We start from the raw sequence: 20,887 nt of genomic DNA, 5'->3' as shown, positions 1-20,887 counted from the left end.
CCGCCAGCCTGAGTGATGCGGAAGCCGCAGCACTGCCCGTGACTACCTTCACGGCTTGGGAAATGCTGTTTGATCACTTCGGGCTTGAACAGCAGCAGCCGGGAAATGTGCATCCGACTGACCAGGTGATCCTTGTGACTGGCGCTGCGGGCGGCGTTGGTTCCATTCTGATCCAGCTGGCGAAGAAATTGACGGGTGCCACCGTTGTGGCATCAGCCTCCCGCCCAGAGTCCCGGGAGGAGGCCGAATCATTGGAGAAAAGCGCACACGGACGTGCTTGTAGCGTTTTTTTGGGAAGGAACTCCTACCTCGCCGTAGGGCACCTCATTAGAAGGCTAGGTTGGGACCAGAATCAGAAACGAAAAAAGCCGCTAATCCAGGGGACTAGCGGCTTTTCGAAATAGTGGCTCCCCGAGCTGGGCTCGAACCAGCGACAAACGGATTAACAGTCCGTTGCTCTACCAACTGAGCTATCGGGGAACGTCGTCGTGTGACGAGGCGCGTATATTAAGGTTACCCCAACGCCTCGTCAACCCCTTGCCAGGATTTTTAGCCCAGCGCTTTCTGCAAACGCTCAATGGCCTGCTTCAGCGTATCAAGGCTGGTGGCGAAGCTCAGGCGCATATGGCCCGGCGCACCGAAAGCGGAGCCTGGCACCAAGGCCACGCCGGCTTCCTTCAACAGCTTCTCGGCAAACTCCACATCATTGCTGACGTCAGAATCGGCTTCGATGGCTGCCTGGAAACTCGGGAACACATAGAACGTCCCGTCACCGTGCAGACAGTCAACGCCGGGCAGGGCGTTCAGGGCTTCCACCAGATAGTCATGACGTTCCTTGAAGGCGGTGACCATTTCCTGCACACAGTCCTGAGGGCCATCCAGAGCTGCGGCTGCAGCCGCCTGGGAAATCGAGGCCGGGTTGGACGTGCTTTGGGACTGGATTTTCTTCATTGCCCCGATGATTTTTGCCGGGCCTGCCGCATAGCCGATGCGCCAGCCGGTCATGGAGTAGGCCTTGGACACACCGTTGAGCACGAAAGTGCGATCGTACAGCTCCGGCGTGGCGTTCAGGATGTTGCAGAACGGCTGACCGGTCCACAGGATCGGCTCATACATGTCGTCGGTGGCGATCATGATCTGCGGATGCTTCTTCAGCACCTCGCCAATCGCCTTCAGCTCGTCCAGGCTGTAAGCCATGCCACTGGGGTTGGATGGGCTGTTGATCACGAATAGGCGGGTGCGCTCGGTGATGGCGCTTTCTAGCTGCTCCGGCGTGATCTTGAAGCGGGTGTCGGCGGTGGTTTCGATAATAACCGGCTTACCTTCAGCCACCAGCACCATGTCCGGGTAAGATACCCAGTACGGCGCAGGAATAATGGCTTCGTCGCCCTTGTTCAGTGTGGCCAGCGCGAGGTTGAAAAAGCTCTGCTTGCCACCACCACTAACCAGGATCTGGTTGGCTTCGTATTCCAGGCCGTTGTCCCGTTTGAACTTCGCAATGATCGCCTTTTTCAGTGCGGGCGTACCATCCACAGCGGTGTACTTGGTCTGGCCGTTGTTGATGGCTTCGATGGCCGCCTGTTTGATGTGATCCGGGGTATCGAAGTCCGGCTCGCCGGCACCCAGGCCAATAATGTCCTGGCCAGCAGCGCGTAATTCCGCTGCCTTGTTGGTGACTGCGAGGGTGGGAGAGGGCTTGATTGCCTGTACTCGGCTGGAAAGTTGAAGGTCCAAACTTGCGCTCCTTAAAGCTGCGTCTGATAGGGCTCCGGCGGCTTCGGGGTAGTGGTTTTCACCATGTTCAGGCCGCCTTTGACGATTCAGATGGTATCATGAAGCCCGCGTGACGATAAGTTTCTCTGCAGATTGCACCTATTGATATTCGCGGTGCGATGCGTTGCCCAGATCACTTTTGATTGAATGAAGGATGTCTCCAGACTATGGCCACTTCAGAAACCGGCGCGCTCATGAAAGACGGCGCCTTCAAGGTGGATTCCCCGTTTCAGCCAGCTGGGGATCAGCCCAAAGCCATTGATGGGCTGGTGGACGGTATCCACTCCGGCCTGGCACACCAGACGCTCCTGGGGGTAACCGGCTCGGGCAAGACCTTTACCATTGCCAACGTCATTCAGCAGGTGCAGCGGCCGACCATCATCATGGCCCACAACAAAACCCTGGCAGCCCAGTTGTATGGTGAGTTTCGTGAGTTTTTCCCGGACAACGCGGTGGAGTATTTCGTTTCCTACTACGACTACTACCAGCCGGAAGCCTATGTGCCGTCTTCCGACACTTTTATCGAGAAAGACGCCTCCATCAACGAGCATATAGAGCAGATGCGTCTGTCGGCAACCAAGGCCCTGCTGGAGCGGCCGGATGCCATCATCGTTGCCACCGTATCGTCCATTTACGGCCTGGGTGATCCCCAATCCTACCTGAAAATGATGTTGCACCTGGACCGGGGTGACCAGATTGATCAGCGTCACATTCTCCGGCGCCTCGCCGAGCTGCAGTACACCCGCAACGATGTCGAATTCCACCGGGCCAATTATCGGGTGCGGGGGGACGTGATCGATGTATTTCCGGCGGAATCCGAGAAAGAAGCCATCCGCATTGAGTTGTTCGATGACGAGGTGGAGAACCTCAGTTACTTTGATCCCCTGACCGGTGAGGTTCTTCGGCGTGTACCCCGTGTCACTATTTATCCGAAATCTCACTATGTCACGCCAAGGCAGAAAGTGCTGGATGCCGTTGAACGCATTAAGGTCGAGTTGGATGAGCGCTTGAAGCAATTAAGGGACAACAATCGTCTGGTGGAAGCGCAGCGTCTGGAAGAACGCACCCGCTACGACATCGAGATGATGTTGGAGTTGGGCTACTGCAACGGTATCGAAAACTATTCCCGGTACCTGTCGGGTCGCCAGCCGGGCGAAGCGCCTCCGACACTGTTCGATTATCTGCCAGCCAATGCGATGCTGGTGGTGGACGAATCCCACGTTACTATTCCCCAGATCGGCGCCATGTATAAGGGTGATCGTTCCCGTAAGGAAACCCTGGTGGAGTATGGCTTCCGACTTCCGTCAGCACTGGACAACCGGCCCATGCGTTTCGATGAATGGGAGCGAATTGCACCGCAGATGCTGTTTGTATCCGCCACTCCCGGCAACTACGAAGCCGAGCACTCAGGGCAGGTGGTTGAACAGGTGGTGCGGCCTACCGGCCTGCTGGACCCGGAAATCGAAGTTCGCCCTGCCTCTACCCAAGTGGATGATCTGCTCTCGGAGATCCGATTGCGCACTGACGTCAACGAGCGGATTCTGGTGACCACGCTCACCAAGCGTATGGCCGAAGATCTGACTGACTTCCTGATGGAGCACGATATCCGTGTGCGCTACCTGCATTCGGATATCGATACCGTGGAGCGCGTTGAAATCATCCGTGACCTGCGCCGGGGCGAGTTCGACGTACTGGTGGGCATCAACCTTCTGCGTGAGGGGCTGGATATGCCCGAGGTATCCCTGGTGGCCATCCTGGATGCCGACAAGGAGGGGTTCCTGCGCTCCGAACGTTCGCTGATCCAGACCATTGGACGGGCGGCCCGTAACCTTCATGGCAAGGCGATTCTCTATGGCGACCGGATCACCGGTTCCATGCAGCGGGCCATCGACGAAACCGGGCGCCGCCGGGCGAAGCAGGCGGCCCATAACGAAGAGCATGGCATCACGCCGCAGGGTCTGAACAAGAAGATCGCGGATATCATGGAAGGCGCCGGTGGTGGCGGTGGTCGCGGTCGCCGTAAGGCCGAGCGTCCGGGTGAGAAGGCGGCCGAGGAGGCGGAGAAGTACCGTGCCAAGGCGGGTAACCGCTCGCCGGAAGAGGTTCTTAAGGAGATCACTCGCCTGGAAGACGATATGTACAAGGCCGCCGCGGATCTGGATTTCGAGACGGCTGCGCGCTTGCGGGATGATATCTCCGAGCTTAAAGAGGCGGCCTTGCGGACCGGCTAACGCCTTGGTCCTACAATGACCGCTGCCTGCAATGGCTGGTTCTTGCCGTATCGGGACATACGGTCGAATACCCGGCGGTCCACCGGCAGGTATTGCTTGTCAGCCACGGTTTCGCCAACGTCCGTATCGATCTCAGGGTCGTGCAGGTACACAAACTGATCATCCATTGCACACACCGTTACCCAATGGGGTATTCGGCTGCGATTCAGCTGCCAGGTGCTGATCAGGATAACCGGTACGCGACCATCGTGGAGGGCAGCCTCCATGCCATCCAGGGTGAGCGGATCGTGATGGAGTTCGATTCCTGTCTGGCCAATGTCATGCAGAAAGCCTTCGTGCACCAGCTCCAGAACCCGCTTCTTGTCGTCGTTGCGAACCGTATCCTTGAATAGGGCGCCCTCTTTGCTGATATAGGCGCTGGCGTGGAACCCGCGGTGCCAGGCCGCCAGTGCCAGGCCGTGGGGGCCGCAGCCGCCGTGGCCCGCGAGCATAAAGATGGTGGTGGCCTCGCGCCAGAGTTTCAGCTCTTCCAGGGTGGTCATCGGCTGCTGTTCATCCAGGGTTGCCATGGCCATGATCAGGGCAGCCGGGCCACAGGAGAATTCCGTGGTTTGGGGGTAGTAGGGCACCGCCGGAAATTCCCGCGAAGGCTCGTAGAAAAGGATTCGACGCTCGAATCGAAGGGCGGTGCCGTGGTCTTCGTAGTAATCGCGATAGGTGCCGAACTGGCGATAGCCCAGGCGTTGGTAGAGCCGTATGGCCGGGGCGTTGTCTTCGCGCACTTCCAGTCTCATCACGATGCGGCCGGCGTCGACTGCCGCAGCTTCCGCTTCCCGAACCAACTGCTCGCCGATATTGCGGCCGCGTTCGGACGGCGACACTGCAATGGAATAGATTCGTGCCAGCCGGGTGGCCGCGCTCATTAATACCAGGCAGTAGCCCACAAGCTCGCTGCCGGCCGTTGCAACAATCAGCCGGTCCCGGGGCATATCCAGAAAGCGCCGGAAGCTGCGCCGTGAGATCCGGTCCTCCGTAAAGCAGCGGTTCTCCAGCTTTACCAGTGCGTCCAGGTCATCGCTTGTGGCGTGACGAAAAGCGAGTGATGTCATAGTGAAAGAACTCTGGATAACTCAAATGTGACGGCTTCGCCGGATTCAGCGTTGGCGGCTATTATGAGTGAGTGTCGACGTTGCCGATAGCGTGCAATCATGCGTAAAAGCACGCATTTCGTGCTAATTGTAGGCTAAAGCGTTCCGGCGTATTGTTGCGAGATTGTACAGGCACCATCGATGTATGGTTGGCCTGTGTTCCCAAAGCTTCCGGCACTGCCTTCATGGAGGAATGCCACTGATGTCACGATTGTTGATTGTTGTTGACCGCGCCAAGGACTGGGCACCGTATTACCCCAGTGAAGACGTGCTGACTTTCGATCAGTACCTGCAGTTTTCCGCGCCGGCCTCCAGCCGGGTGCGGGTGATCAATCTGTGCCAAAGCGCCCGTTACCTGAGTCGTGGCTACTACTGTTCGCTGCTGGCCGAGGCTCGTGGTCATCATGTGGTGCCATCTGTCATGACGCTCAACGACCTCAGCCGCAAAGGACTGTTCTCGCTGCAGTTGGATGAACTGGATGCCAGCGTGATTAATTGGCTCGAGGCAGCCGGAGCGGAGATCGAGCCCGCTGGTGACAATAATCACGCCACACGAGAAGTGCGTGTCCGTACGTATTTCGGGCAGGCGGAACATGGGGATTTGAAGCCGGTTGCACGTGCGTTGTTTGATCGTTTCCCGTGCCCGGTTCTGGAAGTGGTGTTCCGCCGCGGCAAAACCTGGCAGATAGCGTCCATGAAACCAGGTTGTCCCGCAGACCTGAAGGGGAAAGAGCAGGATGACTTTGCGGCGGCGTTTGACCGTTTCAGCAGTATGGTCTGGCGCAAGCCCCGCACCCGCCGTCGTTATCGGTTTGATCTGGCGATGCTGGTCAATGACGACGAGGAAATGCCGCCCAGCGACAAAGAAGCGTTGGAAAAATTCGAGAAGGCCGGCCGCAAGCTGGGCATCAACGTGGAGCAGATCGGCCGCCGTGATTATATGCGGCTGCCGGAATACGACGGCCTGTTTATTCGCGAGACTACTGCCATCGATCATCACACCTATCGTTTCGCACGCAAGGCCGAGGCCGAGGGGATGGTGGTGATTGACGATCCGGTGTCGATTCTGCGTTGCACCAATAAGGTCTATTTGGCGGACCTGCTGAAGAACAACAAGATCCCGACGCCAAAAACCCTGATTCTGTCGAAAGATCAGAAAGACAGTGCAGAACAGGTGATTCGGGATCTGGGCTTTCCTGCCGTCATCAAGATTCCTGACGGCGCCTTTTCGCGGGGAGTCACCAAGGCGGAGGATGAAAAAACGCTGCGTGCGGGCCTGAAAGAGCTGTTCAAACAGTCGGCCCTGGTGCTGGCCCAGGAATACCTTTACACCGATTACGACTGGCGTATTGGTGTGCTTGGCGGTCGGGCCATCTATGCCTGTAAATACTACATGGTGGAGGGGCACTGGCAGATCTACCAGCACGGTGGTGCGGAAGTGGACAGCGGTGGGTTTGATACCATGCCCACTTACGAGGTGCCCCGAAACGTGATACAGGCAGCCCTCAACGCCACACGTCTCATTGGCAATGGTCTCTACGGCGTGGACATCAAGCAGTCTGGCAACCGTGTGGCTGTCATTGAAGTAAACGACAATCCCAGCATTGACGCAGGCGTTGAAGATCGGTTCCTGGGAGGGGAGTTATACACCCTGATCATGCAGGAGTTTCTGTCCCGTATGGAGGAAAAACGGCGTCGCTAGGCGCCGTGTCAGTTCTCAGTATGGGCGTGCCAGATCCTGATGCTACCGAACCACGCGTAGCGGCCCAGGTCTTCGCTGATCTGACGGGCATCCGGAAGCGCCTCGGATTGAGGAATTTCCATAAACAGTTCCATATGGACCCGGTTGCGAAGGTAATGCAGCCGTAGCCGGTTGTTGGGCGGCAGGTTTTCAATGTGTTGGTGAAGGGCCTCACGGATTTCCGCACGGTCAGGAAGCCGTTCGGAGGTCTGGGGGTGGATTTCGTCATTCTCGGCATCGATGTGGAAATTGATGTCGAGAATGTTGTCGAGGGCATTGCGCATGGCGTTTACCACCTGCATTCCTATCTGATGCCCTTCGGAGACGCTGATCTCAGGCGACACAACAAGGTGCACATCCAACAGGATGTCGTGCCCCATGCGCCGGCTGCGGAGCTCATGCACGTTGCGCACACCGTCGGTCTCACTGGCGATGTGTTTCAGTGTTTCGGTATCTTCCGGGGACAGTCCTGTATCGACGAGCTCTTTCACGCTGTCCCGGGTGAAGCGCCATCCGATGTGAATGATGATCCCGGAGATTATCACTGCCGCGAGAACATCCAGCCACAGATAGCCCAGCATGGCGCCGATGGTCGAGAAGAGCACCACCACGGAGGAGAGGGCATCAGTGCGACTGTGCCAGGCATTGGCGATGATCAGGTCAGAGCGAATCGCTAAGCCAACCCGGCGCGTGTAACGATAGATCCATTCCTTGCTGGCAACGGATATGAAGGCCGCTACCAACACCGGCCATTCGGGTATGTTCACCGTGCTGCCATCAAGCAGTCGCAGAGTGTTATCCCAGGCCAGTGCCGCGCCAACGGCAATAAGGATGCTGCCGAGCACCATGGTGCCCATGGTTTCTATGCGTTGGTGGCCATAAGGGTGGTCCTCGTCTGGCGCCTGACGGGAAACCCGCATCACGCCCAGTACCACCACGTCCGATACAACATCGGTAAATGAATGAATGCCATCGACGAGCAGCGCCTGGGAATGAAACAGCGTTCCAGCGATGACCTTGAGGAGGCCCAGGACACCATCCAGTAACATTCCGATAACGGTTACACGCAATGCTGCCCTGCGCTCCTGAGGGAGCCCCTCGTGTTGTTGGTAGGAAAAGGTCTGCTGCTCCGTCATCGAGATTCTCCCTGAGTCTAGTCGTCAGTATAACGAACCTGTCACTGTATGTTTTATGCACATGGGCGAAATCGTTGAATGGCGTAACATCGTGTGACTGAACGGTCTTTCATGGCAGAAAATACTCGGTAACTAATTGATATATAAGTATAAATAAACTGGTCAAAAATTGATCAATTTGTAGGCTGGCGCGAATATCAAGGGTTCGGCAGCGTTGCCCCGCGATTTTCAACAGGGTTATCCACAGATTCCGTGGAAAAGGTCACAAGAGCTTAACGGGACAGACATTTAGCCGTCATATTTAAGGTGTAGGGCGATGCTGTGGAAAACTTCCGGTATACTCCGCATCGTTCTCGATCAGGGAGATTCTGTATGTACGGCATTATGCGCGAACTGTTGTTCCGGTTGCCACCGGAGACTGCTCATAACCTGACGTTGTCGGGGCTCGATATGGCAGGAAAGCTCGGGCTGCTCCAGGCGCTTGTCAGCAAGCCGGAGCCGCTGCCAACCAAGGTGATGGGCCTGGAGTTTCCCAATCCCGTTGGGCTGGCTGCGGGCCTCGACAAGAATGCCGATCATCTGGATGCCTTGGGCGCGTTGGGATTCGGGTTTATCGAGGTAGGCACGGTCACGCCTCTGGCCCAGCCTGGCAACCCGAAACCGAGAATGTTCCGGCTCCCTGAGCACAGTGCGATTATTAACCGGATGGGTTTTAATAATCACGGTCTTGAACACCTGCTGGATCAGGTAGACAAGCGTCGCTACGCGGGCGTACTGGGTATCAATGTTGGTAAGAACAAGGCGACACCCAACGAGGAATCCGAGTCAGATTATCGCAAAGGCATCGCAGCGGTGTATTCCCGCGCTGACTACATCACGGTGAACGTATCATCCCCCAACACACCCGGTCTGCGGGATCTTCAGTTTGGTGACTCTCTCAAGAGCCTGATGCACGCCATCAAGGATGAGCAGGCGCGTTGCGAGAAGGAACATGGGCAGTATGTGCCATTGGCGGTGAAGATCGCCCCGGATATGGATGACGATGGGGTGCGTTTTGTGGCGAATGCCCTGAAAGAGTCGGGGTTGGACGGCGTCATAGCCACCAATACCACCATTAGTCGCGAAGCCGTTGCCGGGCATCGATATGCGGATGAGGCAGGGGGGCTTAGCGGCGCGCCGGTCAGGGAATCTTCCACACGGGTGATTCAGGCTCTGTATGCGGAACTGGGAGAGTCTCTACCGATTATCGGGGTAGGCGGCATAACGGACGGTGACAGCGCGGCTGAAAAAATTCGTGCCGGGGCCAAGCTGGTACAGATTTACACGGGTTTTATCTACCGTGGGCCGGCGCTGATCCGGGAGTCGGTCGACGCGATCCGGCGTATGGAATGATGCAGTGGTGAGAGGGGTGTGTCAGGAAGTAGGGCCAGAAATAAAGTGGGCCCGCTTAGCGGGCCCGTGCGGGGAATAAACCCCGTGGCGTATCATCGCATGGTACGGGTCGGGAGGACCCGTTTGGGTTGCTCTGGGTACTGCGCCAAATTGTGTGTTGTTGAAAGATCAGATTAAAGATTCGGGGTGCTGACAAACAGCGTCATGCCGTTACGTTTGCCAGTCTGTGGATGCCGGATACGCCGGTCATGCCCTCCCATTGATCTGTGCGGCCTTCTCGCCACCCGTTGAGCCATTCCTGGCGAACTTCCGGCTGTTCCAACGGGCAACTGTCTTTTGCTTTACCGGACACGCCGGCCAGATAACCCCGTTTGAATGCACGAGCGTACATATCTCTTTTCTGTCTTTTCATGCCGTTCCTCACTGATGGATTAACAGAACAAGCGTGTACACATCTGCCGTGGCCGGGACTTGGGGCAACCCTTCCGGGGTAACCCACTATTGTCAGGTATGGCCAGAGCAGTCAGGATCCTGTTAACAGAGAGCCCTTTGTTGGCTCCCTGGAACGACGCGTCACCTACAAGGTAAGACTAAGCCAGCGGCCTTGTACACTATTTATTTCATCTATATGAAGCTTCTCTTATAGTTGTGTGACATAACAAACCCGTGAAAATCTGGGAAAATGCGCTAATCCCACGACCTTAGCCACCGTAGAAACGACTCAGGAGTCGAACGTGCCAGACCTTAACTTTTTCGTAACCTGCCCCAAGGGCCTGGAGTATTTGCTGGAGGACGAACTGCGTTCCTTCGGCATGGATCCGGTCCGGAACGCACCGGCAGGTGTCTGGGCCAACGGCACCCTTGAAAGTGGCTATCGTGCCTGCCTGTGGTCGAGACTCGCAAACCGGGTCATCCTTCACCTGGCAGACGTGGATGCCACTTCTGGTGACCAGATGCTGGGTGGTGTAACGGACCTGGAGTGGCAGCAGCATATTCCGATGAATGGCAGCTTTCGCGTCAACTTTGTGGGGCAGAACGAAGCCATTCGCAACACGCAATATGGTGCCCAGCGAGTGAAGGATGGCGTTGTGGACCGTCTGCGTAGTGCCAGTGGTCAGCGGCCTTCCGTGGACGCGAAAAATCCGGATGTAACCGTGTCCGCGCGCCTGAATCGAGGCAAGTTATCGGTCGGTATCGACCTGAGCGGCGACAGCCTCCACAAGCGTGGTTACCGCACGGAAAAGGGGGCAGCACCACTGAAAGAAAACCTGGCGGCGGCTCTGCTGATGAGATGCGGTTGGCCGGAACTGGCGAAAGCCGGCGGTGATTTCATCGACCCTATGTGTGGCTCCGGCACGCTGGTGATTGAGGCCGCCATGATGGCGCTTGATCTGGCACCTGGTCGCAAGCGTGAACGTTTCGGTTTCGAGCGTTGGCTGGGTCACCAGCCGGAAATGTGGCTTTCATTGCGCCAGGAAGCCGAGAAGCGCGCCTATGTCGGTAAACAGGGCATTGAGGGACGCGTCCCTGTCTTCCAGGGGTTTGATCAGGATCGCAGCGTGATACAAACCGCAGGGAACAACCTGCAACGTGCCGGCCTTGAGAGCATCGTGGTCGTCAAGCAACGGGCGGTTGATCAGTTCAGCCGCGAAGAAGCCTGGGCCGCGACGGGCCTGGTTCTGGTCAACCCTCCCTATGGCGAACGCCTGAGCGAACGTAAGGAACTGGGTGTTCTTTATCGCAGCCTCGGCGAAGCCGTTAAGGAAGCGTTACCTGGCTGGCGGCTGGGTGTATTCACCGGTGCGCCCGAGTACGGCAAATCGATCGGCCTTCGCAGCTACAAGCAGTACCGCCTCTACAACGGCAAATTGCCGGCGCAACTGCTGTTGTTCAATGTGGACGACACCAGCGCCATGACGCCACGGGAGCCCGATGTACCGGGTGAAGTAACGCCTCGCATCGCCAACGAAGAGCGCGCGGCCATGCTGCGCAATCGTCTGAAGAAGAACATGAAGACCGTTGGCCAGTGGGCCCGCAAACAGGGCATCGGCTGTTACCGACTTTACGATGCCGATATGCCGGAGTTTGCACTCGCCATTGATATCTACGAGGGGCGCGTTCATGTTCAGGAGTACGCCGCGCCCAAGTCAGTCGACGAGCGTTCCGCGCGTGAGCGGCTGGCAGAGGCGTTGTCGGTGATTCCTGACGCCATCGGTGTCGAACGGGAAGACATGGTCTGCAAGCAACGCCAGCGGCAGACAGGCACCAGCCAGTACGAAAAGCAGGCGGCCAGCGGAGAGTTTTTCAACGTTCACGAACACGGTTGTGTGCTGAAGGTAAACCTCAAGGACTACCTGGATACCGGCCTGTTCCTGGACCATCGGCCAGTGCGCCATTGGATTCAGCAGCACGCTGCGGGTAAGCGGTTCCTGAACCTGTTCTGTTATACCGGGGCGGCAACCGTGCATGCCGCGGTCGGCGGTGCGACCCGTTCACTAAGCCTGGATATGTCGAAAACCTACGTGAACTGGGCACAGGAGAATCTTGCGCTTAACGGTGCGGATGCGTCCCATCACCGTGTTGAGCAGGCGGACTGCCTGGCGTGGCTGGCGGGCAAACCGACTAGCGATCAGCGTTTCGATCTGATCTTCATGGACCCGCCGACCTTCTCAAACTCGGCCCGCATGGCCGGCGTGCTGGATATCCAGAAAGATCATGGCAGGTTGATACGCCAGGCAATGCAGCGGCTGACCTCGGAAGGCCTGCTGATCTTCTCGACCAACTTCCGGCGCTTCAAGCTGGATGGCAGCCTGGAAGAGGAATTTGCCATTGAAGAAATAACCCGCGACACCCTGGATCGGGATTTCCAGCGCAATGCGCGAATTCACCGGTGCTGGCAGGTCAGAACTCGTATTTAAACCCGGTTGAGAACTGGAAGGTGTTCGCGCCGGTTTCGGTGTCTTCAAACAGCCGGCCGCCTTCCAGAACAATGAATCCGTTCTCGATAACCTCGAAATCCAAGCCGAGCAGCCAGCTCACGCTGAAGGAACTGTCCGGATATTCGTCCGCGATCGAGGCGTAGGGGGAGTCATCGTCAGGATCGGCTTCCCGGGCCTTGCCCAGTGGAGTGAGGGTGGCAACCCCTTGCACGTGGGAAAAACCGAACTGGGCATAGGCGTTGGCGTAGTCGGTGATCGCGTAGTGGCCGCCGATGTACCAACTGGCGAAGTACTCGATGTCCAATTCCAGCTCGTTGTCGATTTCGGCGGTGGTTGTGCCGGCGCCAGCCCGGATTTCCACGTGAAAATACTCGGAAATATGCGTTCCAAGCACCATGGACCCCGTGGTTGACCAGGCTGTTTCGAGGGTGTTCTGGCCAACAGACCGGTGGTTGAGGCCGGTTGCCAGAATGCCGACATAGGTCAGGCCTTCGCGGGGAGCTTTATCCTGTGCGCTGGCCGTGACCGGTGTGAGCAAAGCTGCGGAAAGCGTGGCGGCCGTGAAGAGGTGTCGCAACAGCGTGTTCATTGTTATCGGGCTTCCTGGCATTGTCGGATTCCGACAGATTCTGCCTTCTGTAACTGTTTGTTACGTCGACACAAGTCACAGTTCGCATTGCCAGCGACGTTGTAGGATGGAGCTCAGTCGAAGAAGCCTTCCTCGCGCGCAATCAACAACAAGGCATAGACCCCGTTTTCGGGCAGTTGAGGTTCCAGGCCTTCGTCGGACAGCAGTTGCCTGCGCCGGTCGTCCAGCGCTTCCCGGGGCAGGGACGTGACCAGTTCTTCCATACCGGCGATTTCGAAGGGCGCGTCCATGCCGACGGCCGTGAAGATCAGGTCCACCAGGATTTCGTCCGGGTCCATGCCGTCAACATAGACGGTCTGGTCCGGCAGGTCCTGATGGAGTTCCTGGGCCAGTTCGATCAGGGGCACGCCCTGTTCTTCCAGATAGAGCAGGTCGATATCGCCGAGGTCGGCATCTTCCGGTACCCATTCGTCGGCCGGAGCGATGACGACGGTTTTCATCTGCCCGTCTTCCAGTGACCAGGCCATGGCCACGGGGAACAGAACGTCGTCGGTCTGGCAGTATTCGATATCGAGAAAACGCGGTGCGGGCAAGGTACACTCTCCGGGTAGCCGGGCTGCGCGGGCAGCCGTTTTGTACGGATATGACGTCGGGCGCCATCATGCCATACTTGCGCCGCCATTATCAGTTTATCAGGGACATCATGGAACACGCTGAATTCAACACCGATTTGCTCGAATTTCTGAACGCATCACCGACTCCCTGGCACGCCGTGGCCAGTATGAAACATCGTCTTGATCAGGCGGGTTTCAAGGCTCTGGATGAAAAAGAGGACTGGGCACTGGAGGCGGATCAGGGGTACTACGCCATCCGTAACGGTTCCTCCATCGTGGCGTTCCGCACCGGTCGTCGCGATGTCGCCGAGGCAGGTATTCGTATGGTGGGTGCTCACACAGACAGCCCCTGCCTGAAGGTGAAGCCAAACCCGGAATTGCGTCGCAAGGGGTTTTTCCAGTTGGGTGTGGAAGTCTACGGCGGCGTGCTACTGAATCCCTGGTTTGACCGTGATCTGTCCCTGGCGGGCCGAGTGACGTATGTGGATGAGTCCGGATCGGTAAAGGATACGCTGGTCGATTTTCGCAAGGCCGTGGCGTATATACCCAGCTTGGCTATTCACCTGGACCGGGAAGCCAACAGCAACCGCACCGTGAATCCCCAAACGGATCTGCCGCCGGTACTGATGCAGGTGCCGGAAGACGATGCCACGCGGTTTGTCGATCTTCTCACGGAACAATTGACCATTGAGCAACCGGGTATCGGGGTTCGCAAGGTTCTTGGCTACGAGCTGGGTTTTTACGATGCCCAGCCAGCATCGATCGTGGGTCTGCGCGATGATTTTATTGCCTCGGCCAGACTGGACAACCTGCTGAGTTGCTACATCGGATTGCAGGCACTTGTTGAGTCTTCGGGCGATGAGCCAGCGCTACTGGTCTGTAATGACCATGAGGAAGTGGGCAGCATGTCGGCGGAAGGCGCGCAGGGGCCGTTCCTGTCCGCGGTTCTGGACCGCTGGTGCGGCAAGGGTCGGGCTCGTGCGATTGCCCGCTCGATGATGATTTCGGCGGACAACGCGCACGGAATTCACCCCAACTATATGGACAGGCATGACGAGAACCACGGGCCGATTCTCAATCGGGGCCCGGTTATCAAGGTCAACCACAATCAGCGCTATGCGACCAACAGTCGCTCCGCTGCACTTTATCGCCACATCAGCGATGAACTGGACCTGCCATACCAAACCTTTGTGGTGCGCAGTGACATGGGATGTGGAAGCACAATTGGTCCGCTTACCGCCGGCAACCTCGGGGTGACGACGCTGGATATCGGTGTGCCGCAGTTTGGCATGCACTCAATCCGGGAAATGGCAGGAACCAGGGATGGGGTAACGTTGTTCCGGGTGCTGCGGGAGTTCATGCAGCGAAAGGAGGTGCTGTAAATGGCTCCCCGAGCTGGGCTCGAACCAGCGACAAACGGATTAACAGTCCGTTGCTCTACCAACTGAGCTATCGGGGAACAAAGTCGGAATGGCGCGCATAATAGGGACTTTGCCCGGCGGCGTCAACCCCATGAATTGAAAGGTTAAATTTTGTACGACCACAATCTGTATTACAAACCACCCCTGTGGTTGCGCAATGGCCACGTACAGTCTGTCTGGCCGACTCTGTTTCGCAAGGTGTCACTGACAGAGCCGGTCAGGGAATCGCTGCCAACGGAGGACGATGACGAGTTACATCTGGATTGGTATCGCCAGGGAAACGACCGGTTGGCGGTGTTATCCCACGGCCTGGAGGGGCACAGCCGGCGCCCTTACATGCAGGGATTGGCACGGGCGCTGTTGAACGACGGCTGGGATGTATTGGCCTGGAACTTTCGTTCGTGCGGCGGTGTGATGAACCGCCAGCCCCGCTTTTACCACAGCGGCGCAACCGGCGACCTGGACAGGGTCGTGAAGCATGGACTTGCTCAGGGATATGGAAAGGTGATGCTCTCGGGCTTCAGCATGGGCGGTAACCTCACACTGCTATACCTGGGGCAGAAGTCAGAGCAGGTGGATAACCGTATCTGCGGCGCTATCACCTACTCCGTACCCTGTGACCTGGCTGGCAGTGCCGATACGCTGGCCCGGCCCAGTCGGCGTATCTACATGCAGCGTTTTCTGCGCGACCTTCATGTGAAGATGGCAGAGAAGTCGAAACGATTCCCGGGGCTGATTGATGTTACCGGGTTCGAGAAAATCCGCAGCTTCCATGAATTTGATGACCGTTATACCGCGCCGTTACACGGATTTCGCGATGCCCGGGACTATTGGGCCAATTGCTCTGCACTGTGGACTCTCAAGGACATCCGCGTACCGGCGCTGATGGTTAACGCTGCTGATGATCCGTTCCTGTCCCGGCAATGCTTCCCGGAGTCCCGCGCGCAACTGGGTGCCTACGTGCAACTGGAGGCGCCCCGCTGGGGCGGCCATGTCGGCTTTGTTGAGCACGTTCAGGATGGCTATTACTGGTCGGAGCGGCGGGCTGTGGCACACGCCCGCATGCTGGTTGCTTAAAGCCGGATTAGTCCCTGAGCATGGGTTCCAGCACCGGCCAGATGTTGTCCAGCAACTGACCTTGGGCTTCCGCCGTTGGATGAATGCTGTCGCCCTGCATCATGCCCTCCTGGTCATAGATGCCTTCCAGAAAGAAGGGGAGCAGTTCCGTGTCGTACTCGTCGGCCAGTTCGGGGTAGATATCCGCAAAGGCACGGGTATATCGCTGACCGTAATTGGGCGGAATCTGCATGCCCACCAGCAGGGTTTCGGCGCCTGCCTCCTTGACCTGCTCAATCATCCTGGCCAGGTTCTGGCGGATAACGTTGGGTGGAAATCCCCGCAAGCCATCGTTACCACCGAGCTCGATGACAACAACGGCCGGTTCGTTTTTGTCCATAAGATCTGGCAGGCGGCGCAGACCGCCATCGGTGGTTTCGCCGCTGATACTGGCGTTCACCACCTGCCAGCGGTCCAGGCCCTCTCCCTCCAGCCGTTCCTGAAGCAGTGCCACCCAGGATTCCCCGGTTTGCACGCCGTAGGCAGCGCTGAGGCTGTCTCCAACGATCATTAGTGTGCTTTGGCTGGCCTGAGCCTGCGCCCCGACACACATTAAAGCGAGAAAAACTATTGATCTCAGGCGTAAAAATACCGTATGCATAGAGGTCCTGTGTTCAAGACAACCGTTGTGGAGAGCTCGTGAGCGACTTAAGTGATCACAAACCGGATAATGTTAGCCCCATGCTGAAAGTCAGTAACCTGACGCACAAGGTCAGCCTGGAGACAGATACGTTGACGATCTTGCAGGGGGTCAGTCTGGAAATCAACCGGGGTGAATCAGTGGCCATTGTCGGGCGTTCCGGCTCCGGCAAAACCACGTTGCTGGGCCTGTTGGCCGGATTGGATACCCCCTCCGATGGCACCGTTGAGCTTGATGGTTCGGTGATCAGTGAGCTCAGTGAGGATGAACGCGCGAAACTCCGGTCCCGCCGGGTTGGTTTCGTGTTCCAGTCGTTCCAGTTATTGCCGGCCCTGACGGCGCTGGAGAACGTCATGCTGCCGCTGGAGCTGGGCGGTTTCGATTCTCCGAAAGCCAAAGCAAAGGAGTTGCTGGAACGAGTCGGGCTGGGCGAACGGCTCTCACACACACCGAGGCAGCTTTCTGGTGGCGAACAGCAGCGGGTGGCCATTGCTCGCGCCTTTGCCTCCGAGCCGGCGATCCTGTTTGCCGACGAGCCCACGGGCAATCTCGACAACCGCACCGGCGCTGACGTATCCGACCTGTTGATGACTCTGAATCGGGAGCAGGGCACAACACTGGTTATGGTGACCCACGATGAACGGCTTGCCGCCCGCTGTGGCCGACAATTCAATATCGAGGCCGGTGTATTGACCGAACCCTCGACGGCCCAGCAGCCGGAAGCGGTGAACTGATGGCGGCTTCAAAGAAGCTCATGTCGGTCAAACGTGACTGGCGCGAACGGGATGTCCGTGTGGTGCTCTCGGCGCTGATCATCGCGGTTGCCACAGTGGCAACCATTGCGCTGTTTGCCAGCCAGTTGCAGCGTACCCTGGTGTCGTCAGCCAGCTCTTTTCTTGCCGCGGATCGCCAACTGGAAGCGGAAAACGGCCGGCCGATTCCTGAGGGGTGGATGCAGGAAGCCGAGCAAAGAGGGCTGGAAACGGCTCGTATGGTCGAATTCTCCACCATGGTGTTCGGTGCCGGGAATTTCCAGCTGGTGTCGGTCAAGGCGGTGAACAACGAATACCCGCTACGGGGGGAGGTGGAGTACCAGGAGGGCGCGGAGGCGCCGAGGCAAACGGTTGCCCATGGCCCTGAACCAGGCGAGGTCTGGATCAACCCGCGTTTACTGCGGCTCCTGGAGCTTGAGATGGGGGACACCCTGGAGGTCGGTAATCAGGGGCTGACCATTTCCGGCCTGCTGGTACGTGAGCCGGACGGCGGCTTCAATATGTCCGCCCTGGCGCCGCGGGTAATGATGCACGTGGAGGACGTTGGCGCAACCGGTGTAATTCAGGAGGGCAGCCGGGTTGAATATGTGTACCTGTTTGCCGGCGAAGAAGCGGTGCTCAACGACTACTACGGTTGGCTGCAACCACAACTGGAGCCTAGCCATGAATGGGAGGGCGTGCGCGACGGCGAGACCTTCTCCCGCTCCCTGGAACGGGCTGAGCGTTTTCTGTTGCTGGGTGGCAGCCTGGCGGTCATGTTGGCGGCGGTCGCCGTCGCGGTTGCCAGCCGTCAGTACGCGTTGTCGCAACGGGATACCGTGGCGCTGTTGAAAACACTGGGCGTTCGAAGCCAGGGAATTGGGCGCCTGTACCTGCGTCGGCTGGCTCTGTGGGGTGTCGTTGGTGCCGTTGGCGGCCTGTTGGTGGCCTTACCTCTGTATTGGCTGCTATCCAGTGTGTTGGGGGATGTGCTGGAACGGCAAATAGACTACCAGATTGATCCCAATGCGTTGGCACCCGCGCTGTTGACGGCGTTGGTGTCGCTGTTTGCCTTTGCCTATCCGCCCATCCGAAGGCTGCGGAACGTACCGGCGATGCGGGTGTTGCGAAGCCAGCCTGGCGAATCCGGCCGCGAAGCGATTCCCGACTTGGTGATTGCGGTCGTCGCAATCTTTGGCCTGGTATGGATGTACGCCAGGGAAGTGTCCCTGGTGCTGTCCCTGCTCGGCGGGCTTGCCTTGCTTCTCGGTACTCTGGGCCTGCTTGGCTGGTTGATGGTTACCACACTGCGTCGCATCAGTGGTGGTGGAAACGCCTGGCGGCTGGCATTGGTGGGGCTGTACCGGCATCGCCGAGCCAGCTTGTCGCAGATTGCGGTATTCGCCATGACGTTGATGCTGGCGGCCACACTGATCCTTGTCAGAACGTCCCTGCTGGACGACTGGCAATCGCAACTGCCTGAAGACACACCCAACCATTTCCTGATCAACATCGCCCCGGAGGCGGTGGATGAGGTGGATGAGTTCTGGGCGGAACGCGGGCACCCGCTGGAGAAGTTGTATCCCATGGTCCGTGGCCGCCTTACCGAGCTGAATGGGAAGCCGGTGAAAGAAGCTGTGACCAAAGATGAACGGGTCGGGGCCCTCAACCGGGAGTTAAACCTGACCTGGATGGAAGAACTGCCCGAGGACAACGGCATCGTCGCGGGCCAGTGGTTCACGAAAGGGCAGAGCGACGGTGTCTCCATTGAAGCGGAGCTGGCCGGAAAGCTCGGTGTAGAAGTGGGGGATGAGCTTGGGTTCACCATCGGCTCGGAGAAAATCACGGAAACCGTTACCAGTGTTCGTACGGTCCAGTGGGACAGCATGAAACCCAATTTCTACATGGCGTTTCCTCCGGGAGGTGGGCTGGAAGACATGCCCGCCACGTGGATTACGGCGTTCTATCTGCCGGCGGACCTGAAATCCCAGCTCAACGATTTCTCGCGCCGGTTTCCCACGGTTTCAGTGCTTGAAATCGACCACGTGATTGAGCGTATCCAGGAGATAGTAAGGCAGGTGACCCAGGCCATCGAAGCGATATTGGCGTTGATCCTGGCAGCCGCCCTGGTGGTAATGGCAGCGGTGGTCAGTGCGACCATGCAGGATCGGCAACGGGAAGGTGCGCTCCTCCGGACTCTGGGCGGCCGGCAGACGCTATTGGTAAGGAGTACCATGCTGGAATTCGCGTTACTGGGATTCTTTGCCGGTATTCTCGGCGTTGCGGCTGCGGAAGGCGCTGTCTGGGCGCTTCAGTTCCGCATGTTTGAAGGCGAGTTCCGTTGGCACTGGCAGACCGTACTGCCCATCCCACTATTCAGTGCCCTGGTGTTGGCGCTGTTCGGTCGCTGGCAATTGAAGCCCGTACTGAAAGTATCGCCAATGCTCCTGCTCAGGCGACTTGAATAACAGATATGATTCCGGGGTTAACGGTAGTTGGAGAGAATTTCATCCAGTCTGCCGTTTTCCCGGAGGGCTTGAAGTTCGCGGTTGAACGCGTTGGCGAACGGTGCCCACTCCTTCCGGAGCATCAGCCGGAAACCGTATTCGCTGAGTTTGGTCGCGGTTGTTGTGAATTCCCCCTGGAGCCCCTCGTTCCGCAGTATCCACTTGCCAACCAGACGGTCTGCGATCGCGGCGTCAAGATCCTCACCATGGAGGACGTAGAGGAACATGTCCCGGTCCTTGGAGACATCAAAGCGCTCGATGTCGCCAGATTCAAAGTACGGTTCCAATGCCGGGTAATGGTAACCGAGGTGGGTTACCAGGGTTTTCGAGAGCAGATCCTCAGGTACCTCAAACTGAAACGTCGAGTCTTTCGGCACAAACAGGACTTCTTCAATGTTCACCACGGGGTCGGTGAAGACAAAATCCTCGGGGTTGTCAGTCCATTCCTTCGCCCGGGTGGTGCCGTCTATGTAGCCGTCCATCAGCATCTGATCGACACGTTTGCGGGGAATTTTTTCGGCAACAACGCGATAATTCAATCGCTCAGCAACCAGCACAACCACGTCCCACATAATACCGGACTGCTTATCGCCTTCTGTGATCAGGTAAGGAGGGTAGCCATTCGGTGAGACGTTGAATCGGAATACGCGTTCGGCATCCTGCGGGGGAGCATTCTCGGCAGCGAATGCGGTTGAACCGCACAGGGACGAAAACAGGAGTGCCAGTGACGCAAAAGAGATGAGGACGTGCCGACTGGGTGAGTCGTTGCGCATAGATGCGAGGCTCTGTTTCAAGGAGATATTCTAACCCGGCTACATCCCTGCCAGCTACTGCGGAATTGTCACTGTTTCTACTGTCAATTTCAATGACATGCTTTGAATGTTTTTG

The 20,887-nt window shown here is 57.7% G+C and carries 16 protein-coding genes, 2 tRNA genes and 1 pseudogene; 9 read left to right on the top strand and 10 right to left on the bottom strand.

What is annotated here, in order from left to right:
* Positions 1 to 404 (top strand): annotated as a pseudogene (locus tag MDG893_RS21260) (hypothetical protein); the annotation flags it as partial.
* Here MDG893_RS21260 and MDG893_RS13610 read toward each other — a convergent pair.
* Together MDG893_RS13610 and MDG893_RS13605 are read right to left on the bottom strand one after the other, a co-directional pair.
* Positions 405 to 480: transfer RNA gene (locus tag MDG893_RS13610), tRNA-Asn, on the bottom strand.
* 69 nt (positions 481 to 549) lie between these two features.
* Positions 550 to 1,734 (bottom strand): pyridoxal phosphate-dependent aminotransferase, encoded by a 1,185-nt coding sequence (locus MDG893_RS13605; protein ID WP_007154377.1) that lies wholly within the window; start codon positions 1,732 to 1,734, stop codon positions 550 to 552.
* Positions 1,735 to 1,967: 233 nt separating this feature from the next.
* Here MDG893_RS13605 and uvrB point away from each other — a divergent pair, with 233 nt between their 5' ends.
* Positions 1,968 to 4,004: an excinuclease ABC subunit UvrB gene (gene uvrB, locus MDG893_RS13600; protein ID WP_244264434.1), complete on the top strand. Its 2,037-nt coding sequence runs from the start codon at positions 1,968 to 1,970 to the stop codon at positions 4,002 to 4,004.
* Here the strand turns inward: uvrB and rimI are convergent.
* Positions 4,001 to 5,113 carry a ribosomal protein S18-alanine N-acetyltransferase gene (rimI, locus tag MDG893_RS13595; protein ID WP_007154375.1) on the bottom strand — a complete coding sequence of 371 codons (1,113 nt, stop codon included), beginning with the start codon at positions 5,111 to 5,113 and terminating at the stop codon, positions 4,001 to 4,003. The two genes, uvrB and rimI, sit on opposite strands and share 4 nt — an antisense overlap.
* A gap of 241 nt (positions 5,114 to 5,354) precedes the next feature.
* Between rimI and MDG893_RS13590 the strand changes: the two genes are divergently transcribed.
* Positions 5,355 to 6,854 carry a RimK family protein gene (locus tag MDG893_RS13590; RefSeq protein ID WP_007154374.1) on the top strand — a complete coding sequence of 500 codons (1,500 nt, stop codon included), beginning with the start codon at positions 5,355 to 5,357 and terminating at the stop codon, positions 6,852 to 6,854.
* 8 nt (positions 6,855 to 6,862) lie between these two features.
* Here the strand turns inward: MDG893_RS13590 and MDG893_RS13585 are convergent, their stop codons facing one another.
* Positions 6,863 to 8,029, bottom strand: a complete 1,167-nt coding sequence (locus MDG893_RS13585) for a cation diffusion facilitator family transporter (RefSeq protein WP_007154373.1) — start codon at positions 8,027 to 8,029, stop codon at positions 6,863 to 6,865.
* A gap of 372 nt (positions 8,030 to 8,401) precedes the next feature.
* Between MDG893_RS13585 and MDG893_RS13580 the strand changes: the two genes are divergently transcribed.
* Positions 8,402 to 9,421: a quinone-dependent dihydroorotate dehydrogenase gene (locus MDG893_RS13580; RefSeq protein ID WP_007154372.1), complete on the top strand. Its 1,020-nt coding sequence runs from the start codon at positions 8,402 to 8,404 to the stop codon at positions 9,419 to 9,421.
* A 202-nt stretch (positions 9,422 to 9,623) separates the two neighbouring features.
* On the opposite strand, the gene rmf is transcribed toward MDG893_RS13580, so the two are convergent.
* A complete protein-coding gene (gene rmf, locus MDG893_RS13575; protein WP_040474610.1) occupies positions 9,624 to 9,833 on the bottom strand; it encodes a ribosome modulation factor in 210 nt (69 codons plus the stop codon).
* 322 nt (positions 9,834 to 10,155) lie between these two features.
* On the opposite strand from rmf, the gene rlmKL reads away from it, so the two are divergent.
* A complete protein-coding gene (rlmKL, locus tag MDG893_RS13570; protein WP_007154370.1) occupies positions 10,156 to 12,339 on the top strand; it encodes a bifunctional 23S rRNA (guanine(2069)-N(7))-methyltransferase RlmK/23S rRNA (guanine(2445)-N(2))-methyltransferase RlmL in 2,184 nt (727 codons plus the stop codon).
* Here rlmKL and MDG893_RS13565 read toward each other — a convergent pair.
* Together MDG893_RS13565 and MDG893_RS13560 are read right to left on the bottom strand one after the other, a co-directional pair.
* On the bottom strand, positions 12,323 to 12,949 hold the full coding sequence (locus MDG893_RS13565) for an outer membrane beta-barrel protein (protein ID WP_007154369.1): 627 nt from the start codon (positions 12,947 to 12,949) through the stop codon (positions 12,323 to 12,325). The genes rlmKL and MDG893_RS13565 overlap by 17 nt on opposite strands.
* A gap of 113 nt (positions 12,950 to 13,062) precedes the next feature.
* On the bottom strand, positions 13,063 to 13,542 hold the full coding sequence (locus tag MDG893_RS13560) for an NAD(P)/FAD-dependent oxidoreductase (RefSeq protein WP_007154368.1): 480 nt from the start codon (positions 13,540 to 13,542) through the stop codon (positions 13,063 to 13,065).
* A 110-nt stretch (positions 13,543 to 13,652) separates the two neighbouring features.
* Between MDG893_RS13560 and MDG893_RS13555 the strand changes: the two genes are divergently transcribed.
* Positions 13,653 to 14,945, top strand: coding sequence for a M18 family aminopeptidase (locus tag MDG893_RS13555; protein ID WP_040474617.1), 1,293 nt, complete (start codon positions 13,653 to 13,655; stop codon positions 14,943 to 14,945).
* A 1-nt stretch (position 14,946) separates the two neighbouring features.
* On the opposite strand, the gene MDG893_RS13550 is transcribed toward MDG893_RS13555, so the two are convergent.
* A tRNA-Asn gene (locus MDG893_RS13550) sits at positions 14,947 to 15,022 on the bottom strand.
* A 73-nt stretch (positions 15,023 to 15,095) separates the two neighbouring features.
* Here MDG893_RS13550 and MDG893_RS13545 point away from each other — a divergent pair.
* Positions 15,096 to 16,061 carry a YheT family hydrolase gene (locus tag MDG893_RS13545; RefSeq protein WP_007154366.1) on the top strand — a complete coding sequence of 322 codons (966 nt, stop codon included), beginning with the start codon at positions 15,096 to 15,098 and terminating at the stop codon, positions 16,059 to 16,061.
* Positions 16,062 to 16,068: 7 nt separating this feature from the next.
* Here MDG893_RS13545 and MDG893_RS13540 read toward each other — a convergent pair whose 3' ends face one another.
* A complete protein-coding gene (locus MDG893_RS13540; protein ID WP_040474609.1) occupies positions 16,069 to 16,701 on the bottom strand; it encodes an arylesterase in 633 nt (210 codons plus the stop codon).
* 80 nt (positions 16,702 to 16,781) lie between these two features.
* Here MDG893_RS13540 and MDG893_RS13535 point away from each other — a divergent pair, with 80 nt between their 5' ends.
* Entirely contained in the window at positions 16,782 to 17,474 is a 693-nt protein-coding gene (locus MDG893_RS13535) for an ABC transporter ATP-binding protein (protein ID WP_007154364.1), read from the top strand.
* Positions 17,474 to 19,960, top strand: a complete 2,487-nt coding sequence (locus tag MDG893_RS13530) for an ABC transporter permease (RefSeq protein ID WP_007154363.1) — start codon at positions 17,474 to 17,476, stop codon at positions 19,958 to 19,960. Before MDG893_RS13535 ends, MDG893_RS13530 begins: the two co-directional genes overlap by 1 nt.
* A gap of 17 nt (positions 19,961 to 19,977) precedes the next feature.
* On the opposite strand, the gene MDG893_RS13525 is transcribed toward MDG893_RS13530, so the two are convergent.
* On the bottom strand, positions 19,978 to 20,772 hold the full coding sequence (locus tag MDG893_RS13525; RefSeq protein WP_007154362.1) for a substrate-binding periplasmic protein: 795 nt from the start codon (positions 20,770 to 20,772) through the stop codon (positions 19,978 to 19,980).
* Positions 20,773 to 20,887 lie beyond the last annotated feature (115 nt).

The sequence above is a fragment of the Marinobacter algicola DG893 genome, assembly GCF_000170835.1.
GTDB classification, from domain to species: Bacteria; Pseudomonadota; Gammaproteobacteria; order Pseudomonadales; family Oleiphilaceae; genus Marinobacter; species Marinobacter algicola.
Note: the sequence above shows the minus strand (reverse complement) of the source record. Positions and strands in the feature narration are given on the sequence as shown.